Origin of the sequence: Serratia sp. FS14 (genome assembly GCF_000695995.1) — a bacterium.
Taxonomy (GTDB): Bacteria; Pseudomonadota; Gammaproteobacteria; order Enterobacterales; family Enterobacteriaceae; genus Serratia; species Serratia nematodiphila.
Map to the genome: position 1 here is coordinate 3,273,945 of NZ_CP005927.1, position 14,296 is coordinate 3,288,240.

15 protein-coding genes are annotated in these 14,296 nt (G+C 58.2%); 11 read left to right on the plus strand and 4 right to left on the minus strand.

Features of this window, described 5'->3' with window-relative positions; genetic code table 11:
- Window positions 1-213: 213 nt before the first annotated feature.
- From zwf to mdtI, 4 genes are all read left to right on the plus strand, one after another.
- Window positions 214-1,689, plus strand: a complete 1,476-nt coding sequence (gene zwf / locus L085_RS14825) for a glucose-6-phosphate dehydrogenase (RefSeq protein ID WP_004932333.1) — start codon at window positions 214-216, stop codon at window positions 1,687-1,689.
- A gap of 154 nt (window positions 1,690-1,843) precedes the next feature.
- Entirely contained in the window at window positions 1,844-2,485 is a 642-nt protein-coding gene (locus tag L085_RS14830) for a bifunctional 4-hydroxy-2-oxoglutarate aldolase/2-dehydro-3-deoxy-phosphogluconate aldolase (protein ID WP_004932329.1), read from the plus strand.
- A 552-nt stretch (window positions 2,486-3,037) separates the two neighbouring features.
- On the plus strand, window positions 3,038-3,406 hold the full coding sequence (gene mdtJ, locus L085_RS14835; RefSeq protein WP_004932327.1) for a multidrug/spermidine efflux SMR transporter subunit MdtJ: 369 nt from the start codon (window positions 3,038-3,040) through the stop codon (window positions 3,404-3,406).
- The gene (gene mdtI / locus L085_RS14840) at window positions 3,393-3,722 is read left to right on the plus strand and encodes a multidrug/spermidine efflux SMR transporter subunit MdtI (RefSeq protein ID WP_004932324.1); all 330 of its coding nucleotides are present in this window, start codon (window positions 3,393-3,395) and stop codon (window positions 3,720-3,722) included. The genes mdtJ and mdtI overlap by 14 nt, the downstream gene beginning before the upstream one ends.
- Window positions 3,723-3,784: 62 nt before the next feature.
- Here the strand turns inward: mdtI and L085_RS14845 are convergent, their stop codons facing one another.
- Window positions 3,785-4,129, minus strand: a complete 345-nt coding sequence (locus tag L085_RS14845) for a RidA family protein (RefSeq protein WP_015378124.1) — start codon at window positions 4,127-4,129, stop codon at window positions 3,785-3,787.
- A gap of 133 nt (window positions 4,130-4,262) precedes the next feature.
- Here L085_RS14845 and L085_RS14850 point away from each other — a divergent pair, with 133 nt between their 5' ends.
- The 5 genes from L085_RS14850 (at window position 4,263) to rnd (ending at window position 10,751) form a co-directional block, all read left to right on the plus strand.
- Window positions 4,263-6,179, plus strand: coding sequence for an ATP-dependent DNA helicase (locus L085_RS14850; RefSeq protein WP_004932318.1), 1,917 nt, complete (start codon window positions 4,263-4,265; stop codon window positions 6,177-6,179).
- A 79-nt stretch (window positions 6,180-6,258) separates the two neighbouring features.
- On the plus strand, window positions 6,259-6,960 hold the full coding sequence (tsaB, locus tag L085_RS14855; protein ID WP_044031078.1) for a tRNA (adenosine(37)-N6)-threonylcarbamoyltransferase complex dimerization subunit type 1 TsaB: 702 nt from the start codon (window positions 6,259-6,261) through the stop codon (window positions 6,958-6,960).
- Between the two features lie 100 nt (window positions 6,961-7,060).
- On the plus strand, window positions 7,061-7,651 hold the full coding sequence (locus L085_RS14860; protein WP_004932312.1) for a Slp family lipoprotein: 591 nt from the start codon (window positions 7,061-7,063) through the stop codon (window positions 7,649-7,651).
- 208 nt (window positions 7,652-7,859) lie between these two features.
- Window positions 7,860-9,548 (plus strand): long-chain-fatty-acid--CoA ligase FadD, encoded by a 1,689-nt coding sequence (fadD, locus tag L085_RS14865; protein WP_004932309.1) that lies wholly within the window; start codon window positions 7,860-7,862, stop codon window positions 9,546-9,548.
- 81 nt (window positions 9,549-9,629) lie between these two features.
- Window positions 9,630-10,751, plus strand: a complete 1,122-nt coding sequence (gene rnd / locus L085_RS14870) for a ribonuclease D (protein WP_044031079.1) — start codon at window positions 9,630-9,632, stop codon at window positions 10,749-10,751.
- 237 nt (window positions 10,752-10,988) lie between these two features.
- On the opposite strand, the gene minE is transcribed toward rnd, so the two are convergent.
- The 3 genes from minE to minC are packed head-to-tail and all read right to left on the minus strand — an operon-like array spanning window position 10,989 to window position 12,795.
- Window positions 10,989-11,258: a cell division topological specificity factor MinE gene (gene minE, locus L085_RS14875; protein ID WP_004932303.1), complete on the minus strand. Its 270-nt coding sequence runs from the start codon at window positions 11,256-11,258 to the stop codon at window positions 10,989-10,991.
- A gap of 3 nt (window positions 11,259-11,261) precedes the next feature.
- A complete protein-coding gene (gene minD / locus L085_RS14880; protein ID WP_004932300.1) occupies window positions 11,262-12,074 on the minus strand; it encodes a septum site-determining protein MinD in 813 nt (270 codons plus the stop codon).
- Window positions 12,075-12,099: 25 nt separating this feature from the next.
- Window positions 12,100-12,795 (minus strand): septum site-determining protein MinC, encoded by a 696-nt coding sequence (minC, locus tag L085_RS14885; protein ID WP_004932297.1) that lies wholly within the window; start codon window positions 12,793-12,795, stop codon window positions 12,100-12,102.
- 136 nt (window positions 12,796-12,931) lie between these two features.
- Here minC and L085_RS14890 point away from each other — a divergent pair, with 136 nt between their 5' ends.
- On the plus strand, window positions 12,932-13,204 hold the full coding sequence (locus L085_RS14890; protein WP_004932294.1) for a YcgL domain-containing protein: 273 nt from the start codon (window positions 12,932-12,934) through the stop codon (window positions 13,202-13,204).
- A gap of 88 nt (window positions 13,205-13,292) precedes the next feature.
- Window positions 13,293-14,255, plus strand: a complete 963-nt coding sequence (locus L085_RS14895; RefSeq protein ID WP_226988604.1) for a lytic murein transglycosylase — start codon at window positions 13,293-13,295, stop codon at window positions 14,253-14,255.
- Window positions 14,256-14,296: the final 41 nt, after the last annotated feature.

Sequence of the window (14,296 nt, forward strand, 5' to 3'; positions counted from 1 at the left end):
ACCTGTGTCTAACTTTCATAATGGTAACAGAGCGTCAAAAAAGACGAAAAATTACAGTTTTGCCCGTGGTGAGGGCGTTGGCGTACATTGGCGCTTTCCACTGGAATCTTGAGGCCTTTTTTTCTGCTTTGCTCCGGGTTTGCTGGCCGTAGTCAAACAGAGTACATTAGTAATGTAAGAAAATTACAAATATCCTGCAACGAGGAGATGAACATGGCGGTAACCTCTACAGCCCAGGCGTGTGACCTGGTTATTTTCGGCGCGAAAGGTGATTTGGCGCGCCGTAAGCTGCTGCCTTCCCTGTACCAGTTAGAGAAAGCCGGACACATCCACCCGGATACGCGGATCATCGGCGTCGGCCGCGCGGAGTGGGATAAACAAGCCTATACCGAAGTGGTCAAGGAAGCGCTTGGCACCTTCATGAAGGAAAAACTGGATGACGAACTCTGGGCCACGCTGAGCGCGCGCCTGGACTTCTGCAACCTGGACGTCAACGACAGCAAGAACTTTACCAAACTCGGTAAAATGCTGGATCAGAAGCACCGCACCACCATCAACTACTTTGCCATGCCGCCAAGCACCTTCGGCGCCATCTGCAAAGGGCTGGGCGAAGCCAAGCTGAACCATGAGCCGGCGCGCGTGGTGATGGAGAAACCGCTGGGCACCGATTTGGCGTCCTCACGCGTGATCAACGATCAGGTGGCGGAGTACTTCAACGAATCCCAGGTTTACCGTATCGACCACTATCTCGGCAAAGAGACAGTGCTGAACCTGTTGGCGCTGCGTTTCGCCAACTCGCTGTTCGCCTCCAACTGGGATAACCGCACCATCGATTCGGTGCAGATCACCGTAGCGGAAGAGGTAGGCATCGAAGGGCGTTGGGGTTACTTCGACCAGGCCGGCCAGATGCGCGACATGATCCAGAACCACCTGCTGCAGATCCTGACCATGATCGCCATGTCGCCGCCGGCGGATCTGACCACCGACCGCATCCGCGACGAGAAGGTGAAGGTGCTGCGCTCGCTGCGCCGCATCGATCAGACCAATGTCCGGGAAACCACCGTGCGTGGTCAGTACACCGCCGGCTTCGTCCAGGGCAAGAAAGTGCCGGGTTATCTGGAAGAGGAAGGGGCGAACAAGAGCAGCAGCACCGAAACCTTCGTCTCTATCCGCGTGGATATCGACAACTGGCAGTGGGCCGGCGTGCCGTTCTACCTGCGTACCGGTAAACGTCTGCCGACCAAATGTTCGGAAGTGGTGGTGTACTTCAAAAACCCGCCGCTTAACCTGTTCAGCGATTCTTACCAGCAGTTGCCGCAGAACAAGCTGACCATCCGCCTGCAGCCGGACGAAGGCATCGAAATTCAGGTGCTGAACAAGGTGCCGGGGCTGGATCACAAGCACCGTCTGCAGACCACCAAGCTGGACCTGAGCTTCTCGGAAACCTTTAACCAGGAGCACGTGGCGGACGCCTACGAGCGCCTGCTGCTGGAGACCATGCGCGGCATTCAGGCGCTGTTCGTGCGCCGCGATGAAGTGGAAGAAGCCTGGAAGTGGGTCGACTCCATCATGGACGCATGGAAAGCCGACAACGAGGCGCCTAAGCCTTACCAGGCGGGCACCTGGGGACCGGTGGCCTCGGTGGCGATGATCACCCGCGACGGCCGCTCCTGGAACGAGTTCGAATAATGCGTAATGCCGGCAGCCTGTCTGCCGGCTTTTTTTTGCCTGCGATCTGCGCGTGGGCCTCATCACTTACGGTACGGCCGGACGTCCGCGCATTTGTGCGGAGCCCTGTGGCAGGGGCGTGCCATTGTTAACCGCGAGTAATGGAGAAATAACGATGAAAAACTGGAAAACCAGCGCCGAGCAGATCCTGACGGCGGGGCCGGTGGTGCCTGTTATCGTGATCAACAAGCTGGAGCAGGCGGTGCCGTTGGCGAAAGCGTTGGTTGCCGGCGGCGTGCGGGTATTGGAGGTGACGCTGCGCACCGCCTGCGGGCTGGAGTCTATCCGCGCTATCGCCGAAGAGGTGCCGGAGGCGATCATCGGCGCCGGTACGGTGATCAACCCGCAGCAGCTGCGGCAGGTGACCGAAGCCGGGGCGCAGTTCGCCATCAGCCCAGGGCTGACCGAGGCCTTGCTGCAGGCGGCGACGGCGGGACCCATCCCGCTGATCCCGGGCATCAGCACCGTGTCTGAACTGATGCAGGGCATGGATCACGGTCTGCGGGAATTCAAATTCTTCCCGGCGGAAGCCAACGGCGGCGTGAAGGCGCTGCAGGCGATCGGCGGCCCGTTCCCGCAGGTGCGTTTTTGCCCGACCGGCGGTATTACGCCAAACAATTACCGCGATTATCTGGCGCTGAAAAGCGTGCTTTGCATCGGCGGTTCCTGGCTGGTGCCGGCGGACGCGCTCGAAAAAGGCGACTATGCGCGCATCACTGAACTGGCGCGCAGCGCCGTCAGCGGCGCCGCGTTGTAACCCGCGCCAGGCCTGGGATTGGCGCTTATTTGCTCACCCGCGGATATCGCAAGGCTCAACGCTCCGTTGAGCCTTTTTTAATTTTTATCGCGATTAACTTTCTTATTTTTAACCCGTTTTTTTCTGTTTTTTGATGAAAACGGCAGTTTGCTTTCTTATTTTGGCTGTGGTAAAAATATCTCAGTTGAAAATTTTACTTTTATGAGGATATTGGGCAAATCGCACGGTGTGCGGCTGATAATAGAGAACTATTATGATGACTATTAACGGAACTACCCTCAGAACCTCTACGTGCCAACTCTTCCTGTCTGCGATCCTTGCCAGTGAGCATCACTGGTGCAGCGAGCTATAGCGTCTTTCTCCCTTAACCGGTGCGGGTAGCGGGCTTAGGCCTTCGTTCTACCGTTCAGCCGGGCAAACATTCTTTTTGCGTTTGGGTCAGTTTATCCCCAGGGATCTCTGCGTCTTGCGCGCCGTACTGCGGCCGTTCGACGAGATAAATCGGGATAAATATGCCTTGGCGCGTGTTATTCGCCGTTTGGGAGAAAAATTATGATTTATTGGATCTTTTTAGGTTTGGCCATCATGACCGAAATCATCGGTACCTTGTCGATGAAATACGCCAGCGTCAATGGCGGCATGATCGGGCATATCGTGATGTACGTGATGATCACCGCGTCTTATGTGTTGTTGTCAGTAGCGGTAAAACGCGTGGCGTTGGGCGTGGCTTATGCGCTGTGGGAAGGTATCGGCATTCTGTTCATCACCCTGTTCAGCGTGCTGTGGTTCGACGAACCCATTTCGGCGCTGAAAGTACTGGGCCTGGCTACGCTGATCGCCGGCATCATGCTGGTGAAATCCGGTACCCGCAAAGAGCGAAAACAGGTCAGCCCGCGAGGTGACAACCATGCAACAGTTTGAGTTGTACCACATTGGGTTCCTGGGGCTGGCCATCGTGCTGGAAATCATCGCCAACATCTTCCTGAAGATGTCGGACGGCTTCCGTAAAATTTGGCTGGGATTGCTGTCGCTGCTGTCGGTGCTCGGCGCGTTCAGCGCCCTGGCGCAGGCGGTGAAGGGCATCGATCTGTCGATCGCTTATGCGTTGTGGGGCGGTTTCGGTATCGCCGCCACTATCGCCGCGGGCTGGATCATGTTCGGCCAGCGGTTAAACGCCAAAGGCTGGATCGGCCTGGCGCTGTTGCTGGCGGGGATGGTGATCCTTAAACTGTCCTGATAGCGGGCAATAAAAAACCGCAGGCGTTGCCGTCTGCGGTTTTTTTTCGTCTGCGCTCAGGCTTACAGCGCGGCGATGATTTTGATTTCCACTTTATATTTCGGATTCATCAGCTGCGCCTGCACGGTGCAACGTACCGGCGCGCTGCCGGCAACGACCCAGGCGTCCCAGGCGGCGTTCATCGCGGCGAAGTCGGCGGTATTGGCCAGGAAGATGGTGGCGTCCAAAATGCGGCTTTTATCCGAGCCTACGCGCGCCAGCAGCACGTCGATGGCAGCAAGGGCGTTGGCGGTCTGCGCGGTCGCGTCATCATCCAGGTTCTCCGGCACGCTGGTATAGTAAACGGTCTCGTTGTGCACCACGGCTTCGGACCAGCGCTGATCGGGATCAATTCTTTCGATATTCATTTGCTTATCTCCATATCATAGTCCCGCTAAGGGTAGCACAGCCGGTGATGAAAAAGCGCGGCGATAAAGTGGGTGGTAGCCGGGCGGCAGGCTTGGCATAATCACCGCTGAATGACACCGGCAGAGAGACAGCGTGACAGACGATTTTGCAACAGACGGCGCATTGGCGCAGGCTATCAAGGGATTCAAACCGCGTGAGCCGCAGCGGCAGATGGCGCAGGCCGTCACCGAGGCGATCAATTTCAAGCAGGAGCTGGTGGTGGAAGCCGGCACCGGCACCGGCAAAACCTTCGCTTATCTGGCGCCGGCGCTGCGCGCCGATCGCAAAGTGATCATCTCCACCGGTTCGAAAGCGTTGCAGGATCAGCTGTATGCGCGCGATCTGCCCACCGTCGCCAAGGCGCTGAAGTACAAAGGCAAGCTGGCGCTGCTGAAGGGGCGCTCCAACTACCTGTGTCTGGAGCGGCTGGAGCAACAGTCGATGGCCGGCGGGGAGCTGGCGGGGCAGACGCTGATCGATTTGGTGCAGCTGCGCAAGTGGTCGTCGCAGACCAAAGAAGGCGACATCAGCACCTGCAGCGAAGTGGCGGAAGACAGTTTCGTCTGGCCATTGGTGACCAGCACCAATGATAACTGTCTCGGCAGCGACTGCCCGCTGTATCAGGATTGCTTCGTGGTCAAAGCGCGCCGCCGCGCGATGGATGCGGATGTGGTGGTGGTGAACCATCACCTGTTCCTGGCGGATATGGTGGTGAAAGAGGGCGGTTTCGCCGAGCTGATCCCGGAAGCCGAGGTGATGATTTTTGATGAGGCGCACCAAATCCCCGACATCGCCAGCCAGTATTTCGGCCAGCAGCTCACCAGCCGCCAACTGCTGGATCTGGCGAAGGACATCACCATCGCCTACCGCACCGAGGTGCGCGATGCCGCCCAACTGCAAAAAAGCGCCGATCGTCTCAGCCTGAGCACGCAAGATTTTCGCCTTAATCTGGGAGAGCCGGGTTTTCGCGGCAACCTGCGGGATGTGCTCGGCGAACCGAACGTGCAGCGCGCTTTGTTGCTGCTCGATGACGCGCTGGAGCTGTGTTACGACGTCATGAAACTGTCGCTGGGGCGTTCGGCGCTGCTGGACGCCGCCTTTGAGCGCGCCACGCTGTACCGCGCGCGTCTCAAACGCCTCAAGGCGGTGACGGAACCGGGCTACAGCTATTGGTATGAGTGCAATTCGCGCCACTTCGTGCTGGCGCTGACGCCGCTGACGGTGGCCGACCGGTTCCGCGAAATGCTGGACGAGAAGCCGGGCAGCTGGATCTTTACCTCGGCCACGCTGTCGGTCAACGATCAGCTGGGCCACTTTACCGAACGCTTGGGGCTGACCAAGGCCAAAACGCTGCTGCTGCCGAGCCCGTTCGACTATGCCAAACAGGCGTTGCTGTGCGTGCCGCGCTTTTTGCCTTCGCCGAATCAGCCCGGCGGGGCGCGCCAGCTGGCGCGCATGCTGCGGCCATTAATCGAAGCCAACAACGGCCGCTGCTTCTTCTTGTGCACCTCGCACCAGATGATGCGTGAGCTGGCGGAAGAGTTTCGCGCCACGATGACGCTGCCGGTGCTGTTGCAGGGGGAAACCAGTAAAGGCCAGCTGTTGGCGCAGTTCGTCGCCGCCGGTAACGCGCTGCTGGTGGCGACCAGCAGCTTCTGGGAAGGGGTGGACGTGCGCGGCGATGCGCTGTCGTGCGTGATCATCGATAAGCTGCCGTTCACGTCACCGGACGATCCGTTGCTGAAGGCGCGCATTGAAGATTGCCGCCTGCGTGGCGGCGATCCGTTCAATGATGTGCAGTTGCCGGATGCGGTCATCACCCTGAAACAGGGCGTCGGCCGTTTGATCCGCGACACCGACGATCGCGGCGTGCTGGTGATTTGCGATAACCGTCTGGTGATGCGCCCTTACGGCGAGGTGTTCCTCAATAGCCTGCCGCCCACGCCGCGCACCCGCGATCTGAAGCAGGCAATCGCCTTCCTGCAGGCCGCCGACACGTCGGCCACGTGAAAGATGAAGGGCTTACGGGGCTGTGCTACAATGCGCGCCCTGTATGAAAAACCCAGTATTATTCCCGCCAGAGGTTGGCATGTCCACGCGAATTTTAGCGATCGATACCGCGACGGAAGCCTGTTCCGTCGCCGTCTGGAATCAAGGCGAAATCCACGCCCTGTTTGAGCTGTGCCCACGCGAGCATACGCAACGAATTTTACCTATGGTGCAGCAGGTGCTGGCGGAATCCGGTCTGGCGCTCAACCAGCTCGATGCGCTGGCCTTCGGCCGTGGCCCCGGCAGCTTTACCGGGGTGCGCATCGGCATCGGCATCGCTCAAGGCCTGGCGCTGGGCGCCGATCTGCCGATGATCGGCGTTTCCACGCTGCAAACCATGGCGCAGGGCGCCTGGCGCGTCAGCGGCGCGGAGCGTGTGCTGGCGGCGATCGATGCGCGCATGGGGGAAGTTTACTGGGGGCAGTTCGAACGCCAGGCGGACGGCCGCTGGTTGGAAAGCGAAGGCGAGGCCGTGCTGTCGCCGGCGCAGGTGCTGGAGCGTGCGCAGCGCCTGCAGGGCGAATGGGCCCACGTCGGCACCGGCTGGCAAACCTACCCCGATCTGGTCAACGGTTCCACGCTGAGCGTGCGCGACGGCCAGATGCTGTTGCCGCAGGCGGAAGACATGCTGCCGCTGGCGCTGCAGGCCTGGCAAGAAGGGCTGGCGGTAGCGGTGGAAAACGCCGAGCCGACCTATCTGCGCAATGAAGTCACCTGGAAAAAACTGCCGGGCCGCGACTGATCGCGGCGTATTGTGCTGATGTTGATACCGGGCGATGAAGGCCTGCAACTTGAACGATGAAACGCGGTCAAAGTTACAGCCATTTCAGGAGATTGCGACCATGTTAATCCGCACTGCAAGTAAAAAGCTGTCGCTGCTGGCCGTCGCCTGCGGCGCACTGGTTTTATCCGGGTGCGTCACCGTACCGGATGCGATCAAAGGCTCCAGCCCTACGCCGGTGACTCAGCTTTCCTCGGTACAAAATGCACCCAACCTGTTTACCGGCGCGGAAGCCCGTTTCGGCGGCACCGTGGTAAACGTCGCCAACGAACAAGGGCGCACGGTGCTGGAGATTGCGGCGGTGCCGCTCGACAGCGGTGCGCGGCCGATACTGGGCGAACCGTCGCGCGGCCGCTTGCTGGCCACGGTAAACGGCTTCCTCGAACCGGTCGATTTCAAAGGCCAGCTGGTGACCGTCGTCGGCGCCATTACCGGTCTGAAAGAGGGGCGAATCGGCATGACGCCGTATCGCTTCGTGACGATGAACGTGACCGGTTTCAAACGCTGGCATCTGGTGCAGCAGGTGGTGATGCCGCCGGCGCCGATGGGCCCTTGGGGCTGGCGCGGAGGTCCGTGGGGACCCGGTTGGGGCGCAGGCTATGGCTGGTACAACCCTGGCCCGGCACAGGTGCAAACCATCGTAACCGAGTAGCATACGCTGATGTGAACACATTTGACAGGGCGGCTCAGGCCGCCCTTTTGTTTTTTGGGATAAGGAATATCCGACAATTAGTGACGTACATCGCAACCTGAATAATGTTTAAAACCCGAACTGGTCTGCTGAGTTAAAATATTGTTATGGTTAGGCTGCGAGTTTGAGGGCTGCGATGATAATTAGTAATGATTTCAGGAGTAATACCTTGGATAAGGTCTGGTTAAAACGGTATCCGGCAGATGTGCCCGCAGAGATTGATGCCGATCGCTATTCGTCGTTGATCGAAATGTTTGAGCATGCCGTGCAGCGCTATGCCGATCAGCCCGCCTTTATCAATATGGGCGAGGTGATGACCTTCCGCAAACTGGAAGAACGCAGCCGGGCTTTCGCGGCTTACCTGCAAAATGAACTGGGCCTGAAGAAGGGCGACCGCGTCGCACTGATGATGCCTAATCTGTTGCAATACCCCATCGCCCTGTTCGGCATTCTGCGCGCCGGCATGGTGGTGGTCAACGTCAACCCGCTGTATACCCCGCGTGAGCTGGAGCACCAGTTGAACGACAGCGGCGCCAGCGCCATCGTCATCGTGTCCAACTTTGCCCATACGCTGGAAAAAGTGGTGTTCAACACTCAGGTCAAACACGTGATCCTGACGCGCATGGGCGATCAGCTGTCGGCCGCCAAAGGTACGCTGGTCAATTTCGTGGTCAAGTACGTCAAGCGCCTGGTGCCCAAATACAACCTGCCGGACGCCATTTCCTTCCGCAGCGCGCTGCAGCGCGGCCGCCGCCTGCAGTATGTAAAACCGGACATCATTAATGCCGATCTGGCCTTCCTGCAATATACGGGCGGCACCACCGGGGTGGCGAAGGGCGCGATGCTGACGCACCGCAACATGCAGGCCAACCTCGAGCAGGCCAAGGCCGCCTATTCGCCGCTGTTCCGCGAAGGGCAGGAACTGGTGGTGACGGCGTTGCCGCTGTATCACATTTTCGCGCTGACGGTGAACTGCCTGCTGTTTATCGATCTGGGCGGGCGCAATTTGCTGATCACCAACCCACGCGACATTCCGGGGCTGGTGAAAGAACTGGGCAAATATCCGTTCACCGCCATGAGCGGGGTGAATACGCTGTTCAACGCGTTGCTGAACAACGAAGAGTTCCACAAGCTCGATTTCTCTACGCTGCGTTTCTCGGTCGGCGGCGGCATGTCGGTGCAAAAAGCGGTGGCCGAGAAGTGGGAGAAAACCACCGGTAAACACCTGCTGGAAGGTTATGGCCTGACGGAGTGCGCGCCGTTGGTGGCCGGTAACCCTTACGATCTGAAACACTACAGCGGCAGCATCGGCCTGCCGGTGCCGTCGACGGACATTCGTCTGGTGGACGACAATGGCCAGGATGTACCGCCGGGCGAACCGGGCGAACTGTGGGTCAAAGGGCCGCAAGTTATGTTAGGCTATTGGCAGCGCCCGGACGCCACCGACGAAGTGCTGAAAGATGGCTGGTTGGCGACCGGCGATGTGGTGACCGTAGATGAGCAGGGGTTCGTGCGCATCGTCGACCGCAAGAAAGACATGATCCTGGTCTCCGGTTTCAACGTTTACCCGAACGAGATCGAGGACGTGGTCAGCCAGCATCCGAAAGTGCTGGAATGTGCGGCGATCGGTGTGCCGAGCGAGGTCTCCGGCGAAACGGTGAAGATCTGCGTGGTGAAGAAAGACGCCTCGCTGACCAAGGAAGAGCTGTTGACCCATTGCCGTCGGCACCTGACCGGGTATAAAGTGCCTAAAATTGTTGAGTTCCGCGATGAACTGCCGAAGTCTAACGTCGGCAAGATTTTGCGGCGAGAACTGCGCGATGAGCTAAAAACGCCGAAGCCGGCCGATGCCGCCTAGGTGTCGCTCTCGCGCCTGACTATCAACAACGCCGGTGAATGCCGGCGTTGTTGTGTTTGAATCCTACAAGAGAATGATGTTTTGAATTATCAGTTGATCACTACCGATGCCGGATTGCAGCAGGTCTGCGAGCAGGCGAGAAAGCATGCCCAGATTGCGCTGGACACCGAGTTTGTCAGAACGCGCACCTACTATCCGCAGCTGGGCCTGATCCAGCTCTACGACGGTGAACAACTCTCCCTTATCGATCCTCTGCCGATCAAGCAATGGCAGCCGTTTGTCGACCTGCTGGCCGACACCGCCGTGGTGAAGTTCCTGCATGCCGGCAGTGAAGATCTCGAAGTGTTTCTCAACGCCTTTAAAACGCTGCCGACGCCGATGGTCGACACTCAGATCCTGGCGGCCTTTACCGGCCGGCCGCTCTCCTGTGGCTTCGCGACGCTGGTGGCGGAGTATATGAAGGTTGAGCTGGACAAGAGCGAGTCGCGCACCGACTGGCTGGCGCGCCCGCTGACCGAAAGGCAATGCGTGTACGCGGCCGCCGACGTGTTCTATCTGCTGCCGATGGCTAAACAGTTGGTGCAGGAGACCGAAGTGGCCGGTTGGACCGCGGCGGCCAATAACGAGTGCCTGCTGCTGTGCCAGCGCCGTAGCGAGACGCTGGCGCCGGCATTGGCCTACCGCGAAATCAGCAACGCCTGGCAGCTGCGCCCGCGTCAGCTCGGTTGTCTGCAGAAGTTGGCGGAATGGCGGCTGCGCCAGGCGCGTGAGCGCGATCTGGCGGTGAACTTTGTGGTGCGTGAGGAGAACCTGTGGCAGGTGGCGCGCTATATGCCGTCTTCGCTGGGAGAACTGGATTCGCTGGGTCTGAGCGGGCCGGAGATCCGTTATCACGGTAAAACGCTGCTGGCGCTGGTGGCGGAGGCCGAAGCGCTGGACGAGTCCGAGTTGCCGGCGCCGTTGGCCAACCTTATCGATCAGCCGGGCTACAAGAAGGTGTTCAAAGACATCAAGGCGGCGATCGCTACCGTCAGCGAGCAAAGCGGGTTGAGCAGCGAGCTGCTGGCATCCCGTCGCCAAATTAACCAATTGTTGAACTGGCATTGGAAACTGAAGGACGGCGAGAGTCGCCCTGAATTAATCAGCGGCTGGCGCGGCGATTTATTAATGGTGCCGTTGCAGGACATCCTGAAAGATTATTAATCGCTGGTTATCACCAGGGCAGGGTAGGGAAACTCTGCTCGGGTGAATATAGGCAGGAAATAATGCGTTGAAGGTAAATCTGGCCAGAATTTACTTTAAACGAGGTGGCGGCAAAGTTAATTGGGAATTATCCCAAAGGGAAAAATCGATTTTTTGCTGTCGATAATGCTTAATAACTGGATGCACATACAGTTACCCCCTGCATAAAATATACAGGGGGTAATTAATGCGTCGCAATCATTTAGCTGCTTCTTCCGATTCCGGTAATGTCACGTTAAGTTCAAGTACCGAAATATCGTCCCCTTTCTGCTCGAACTGCACATGCAGCATTTCAGGATCGATCTGAATGTATTTGCAAATAACCGCCAGAATATCGCGTTTCAAATCAGGCAGATACGGGGGCTCACTGTCCCCGCGACGACGCTCTGCGACGATAATCTGCAGCCGTTCCTTGGCTATATTGGCTGTCTGTTTTTTGCGGGACAGAAAGAAGTCTAATAAGGCCATGGTTTATCCCCCAAAAAGGCGTTTCAGGAAACCCTTCTTCTCTTCTTCAATGAAGCGGAATGGGCGTTCTTCCCCCAACAAGCGGCAAACGGTATCGTCATACGCCTTACCGGCGTCTGACTCGGCATCCAGAATGACAGGCTCACCCTGGTTGGAAGCGCGCAGCACGGACTGGTCTTCCGGGATTACGCCCACCAGCGGAATGCGCAGGATTTCCAGCACGTCTTCCATGCTCAGCATGTCGCCACGGCTGACGCGGCCCGGGTTATAACGGGTCAGCAGCAGGTGTTCCTTGATAGGCGATTCGCCTTTCTCAGCGCGGCGTGATTTAGAAGAGAGAATGCCCAGGATACGGTCGGAGTCGCGTACCGAAGAGACTTCCGGGTTGGTGGTGATGATAGCTTCGTCGGCGAAATACAGCGCCATCAGCGCACCGGTTTCGATACCGGCCGGTGAGTCGCAGACCACGAAGTCAAAATCCATCTCGCCGAGATCGTTGAGGACTTTTTCAACGCCTTCACGGGTTAACGCGTCTTTGTCGCGCGTCTGCGAAGCCGGCAGGATATAGAGGTTTTCAGTGCGTTTGTCTTTGATCAACGCCTGATTCAGCGTGGCATCGCCCTGAATCACGTTCACGAAATCATAAACTACCCGACGTTCGCAGCCCATGATCAGGTCAAGATTACGCAGACCGATATCGAAATCGATCACGACGGTTTTCTTGCCTTTCTGGGCCAGGCCGGTAGCGATGGCCGCGCTCGAAGTGGTCTTGCCAACGCCCCCTTTACCCGATGTAACAACAATAATGCGTGCCATGAAATGGATTCCTTGTCAAAAGGGCTTAATTTAAAGGTTGTATGGTTAAAGCGTTATCCAACAGGCTGAGTCGTACGGCCTGCCCGACGTAATCGGACGGGATTTGGTCGCTCAACCAGTACTGCCCTGCGATAGAGACTAGCTCAGCCGCCAGGTGGGTGCAAAAAATCTGACATTGCGTGTCTCCTGACGCGCCTGCCAGTGCGCGACCGCGCATCATGCCGTAGACATGAATATTGCCGTCGGCAATCAACTCGGCGCCGGCGCTGACGCTGCTGGTCACGATTAGATCGCTGTTGCGGGCGTAAATCTGTTGGCCGGAGCGGACAGGCGTACTGATGATGCGCGTTTTGGCGGGGGCGTTATCCGCTACCACGGGCGCTGGTGCAGGCTCCGGCGCCGCCATTTTCTGGCCTTTGCCTTCGCTCAACAGCGGCAGCCCGGCGCGGGCTATCGCGCGCTTTTGACGCTCATCTCTGCAACCGCTGATACCCACAACGCGCAGACCTGCTGCCGCGACAGCCTGTTGAAGTTCTTTCCAGTTCGCATCGCCTTCCAGCGTTGCGACGTTGATAACAACAGGGGCGTTTTTCAGAAAAGCGGGCGCTTGCTCAACTTTTTCCTGTAACGCCTGGCGTATTACCTCGGGCTGCGAATTATGCAAATGAACAACCGATAGGGTAAAACTGCTGCCTTTTAGCTCAATTGGCGATTGTGACATCTATCCTGACTCAGTCTCAGCAACTTTAAATCCCCGGAATACCACTCGGGGTGCGATATTCCGATGTACTATAAGCATGTTATAGTCAGAGTTATATCCAGGCAAGACGCTCCCTCAATTAAATAGAGTTAAAAAAATGCTTTGTGTGATCTATAGAAGCCCGAAACGCGATCAAACTTATCTTTATGTCGAAAAAAAAGACGATTTCTCTCGTGTGCCGGAAGAGCTGATGAAAAGTTTCGGCGTGCCGCAATTCGCCATGATGCTGTCGCTCGATGAGCGCAAAAAATTGGCCTCGGCGGATATCGAAAAGGTGAAGCAGGCGTTGAAAGACGAAGGCTATTATCTGCAGTTCCCGCCGCCGGTTGAAAACCTGCTCAATCAGCATCTGGCGGGCGATAAGGCCTGAGACAGTCGCCACGGCCAGGGGAGGCGCGATGACACGTTCGGCGAGAAAGACCGTATTGGCCGCCTGGTTGGCGCTGGGCGGGGTGCTGATGCCCGGCGCATCGCAGGCGGCGCAGGAGACGACGCTGGCGGCGAGCGGCCGCGATCCGGCGCAGTTCCCGGCGTATGTCGATCAACTTAAGCGCCGGGCGCGGGAACAGGGCATCAGTCAGGCCACCCTTGATCGCGCGTTTGCGCAAATCCATTTCATCGATCGGGTGATCAAGGCCGATCGCAATCAGCCGGAGCAGAAGGTAACCCTGGACGACTATCTACGGCGGGTGATGTCGCCCGCCAAGGTGCGCCAGGGACGCGAACTGTATCGGCTGCGCCATGCGCAATGGTCGCGGGCCAGCGAGCGCTATCGGGTACCAGGGCGTTATATCATCGCGCTGTGGGGGATGGAGAGCGCCTACGGCAAGATTCAGGGGCGGGAAGACGTGGTGTCTGCGCTGGCGACCTTGGCGTTTGAAGGGCGCCGTGAAGCTTTTTTCAGCCAGGAACTGATGGCGGCGCTGCAGATAGTTGAGCAGGGGCATGTCGGCGATACGCCGCTGAAAGGCTCCTGGGCCGGCGCGATGGGGCAATGCCAGTTTATGCCGAGCTCCTTCTTGCGCTATGCGGCGGATGGCGACGGCGATGGGCGCATCGATATCTGGAATAACATTGACGACGTTTTCGCGTCTACAGCCAGCTATTTGTCCAAAGAGGGTTGGCAGCCCGGCATCGGTTGGGGGCGCGAGGTCAAATTGCCCGCCGGTTTCAACCGGGCCGAACTGGGCCTGAAAGACGCGCAGGCGCGCAGCGTCAACGACTGGCAAAAACGCGGCGTGCGCCGCGCGGATGGCAGTGCGTTGCCGCATGCCGTGCAGCGCGGTTGGATTATCGCGCCGGATGATCTGCAGGGGCGGACGTTCCTGGTCTATGATAATTTCCGCACCCTCATGCACTGGAATCGCTCTTACTATTTCGCTCTCGCCGTGGGTATGATGGCAGACGCGATCGGGCATTGATCCGGCACACCAATAATCGGCTTGGCGCGCCAAGCCTCTAC

Excerpts from the sequence above, each read along its gene's own strand:
- tsaB (WP_044031078.1), top strand. The coding sequence starts at position 6,259 with ATGTCCACGCGAATTTTAGCGATCGATACCGCGACGGAAGCCTGTTCC.
- zwf (WP_004932333.1), top strand. The coding sequence starts at position 214 with ATGGCGGTAACCTCTACAGCCCAGGCGTGTGACCTGGTTATTTTCGGC.
- L085_RS14830 (WP_004932329.1), top strand. The coding sequence starts at position 1,844 with ATGAAAAACTGGAAAACCAGCGCCGAGCAGATCCTGACGGCGGGGCCG.
- L085_RS14895 (WP_226988604.1), top strand. The coding sequence starts at position 13,293 with ATGCCCGGCGCATCGCAGGCGGCGCAGGAGACGACGCTGGCGGCGAGC.
- minE (WP_004932303.1), bottom strand. The coding sequence starts at position 11,258 with ATGGCCTTATTAGACTTCTTTCTGTCCCGCAAAAAACAGACAGCCAAT.
- L085_RS14890 (WP_004932294.1), top strand. The coding sequence starts at position 12,932 with ATGCTTTGTGTGATCTATAGAAGCCCGAAACGCGATCAAACTTATCTT.
- L085_RS14845 (WP_015378124.1), bottom strand. The coding sequence starts at position 4,129 with ATGAATATCGAAAGAATTGATCCCGATCAGCGCTGGTCCGAAGCCGTG.
- L085_RS14860 (WP_004932312.1), top strand. The coding sequence starts at position 7,061 with ATGTTAATCCGCACTGCAAGTAAAAAGCTGTCGCTGCTGGCCGTCGCC.
- mdtI (WP_004932324.1), top strand. The coding sequence starts at position 3,393 with ATGCAACAGTTTGAGTTGTACCACATTGGGTTCCTGGGGCTGGCCATC.
- minD (WP_004932300.1), bottom strand. The coding sequence starts at position 12,074 with ATGGCACGCATTATTGTTGTTACATCGGGTAAAGGGGGCGTTGGCAAG.
- minC (WP_004932297.1), bottom strand. The coding sequence starts at position 12,795 with ATGTCACAATCGCCAATTGAGCTAAAAGGCAGCAGTTTTACCCTATCG.
- mdtJ (WP_004932327.1), top strand. The coding sequence starts at position 3,038 with ATGATTTATTGGATCTTTTTAGGTTTGGCCATCATGACCGAAATCATC.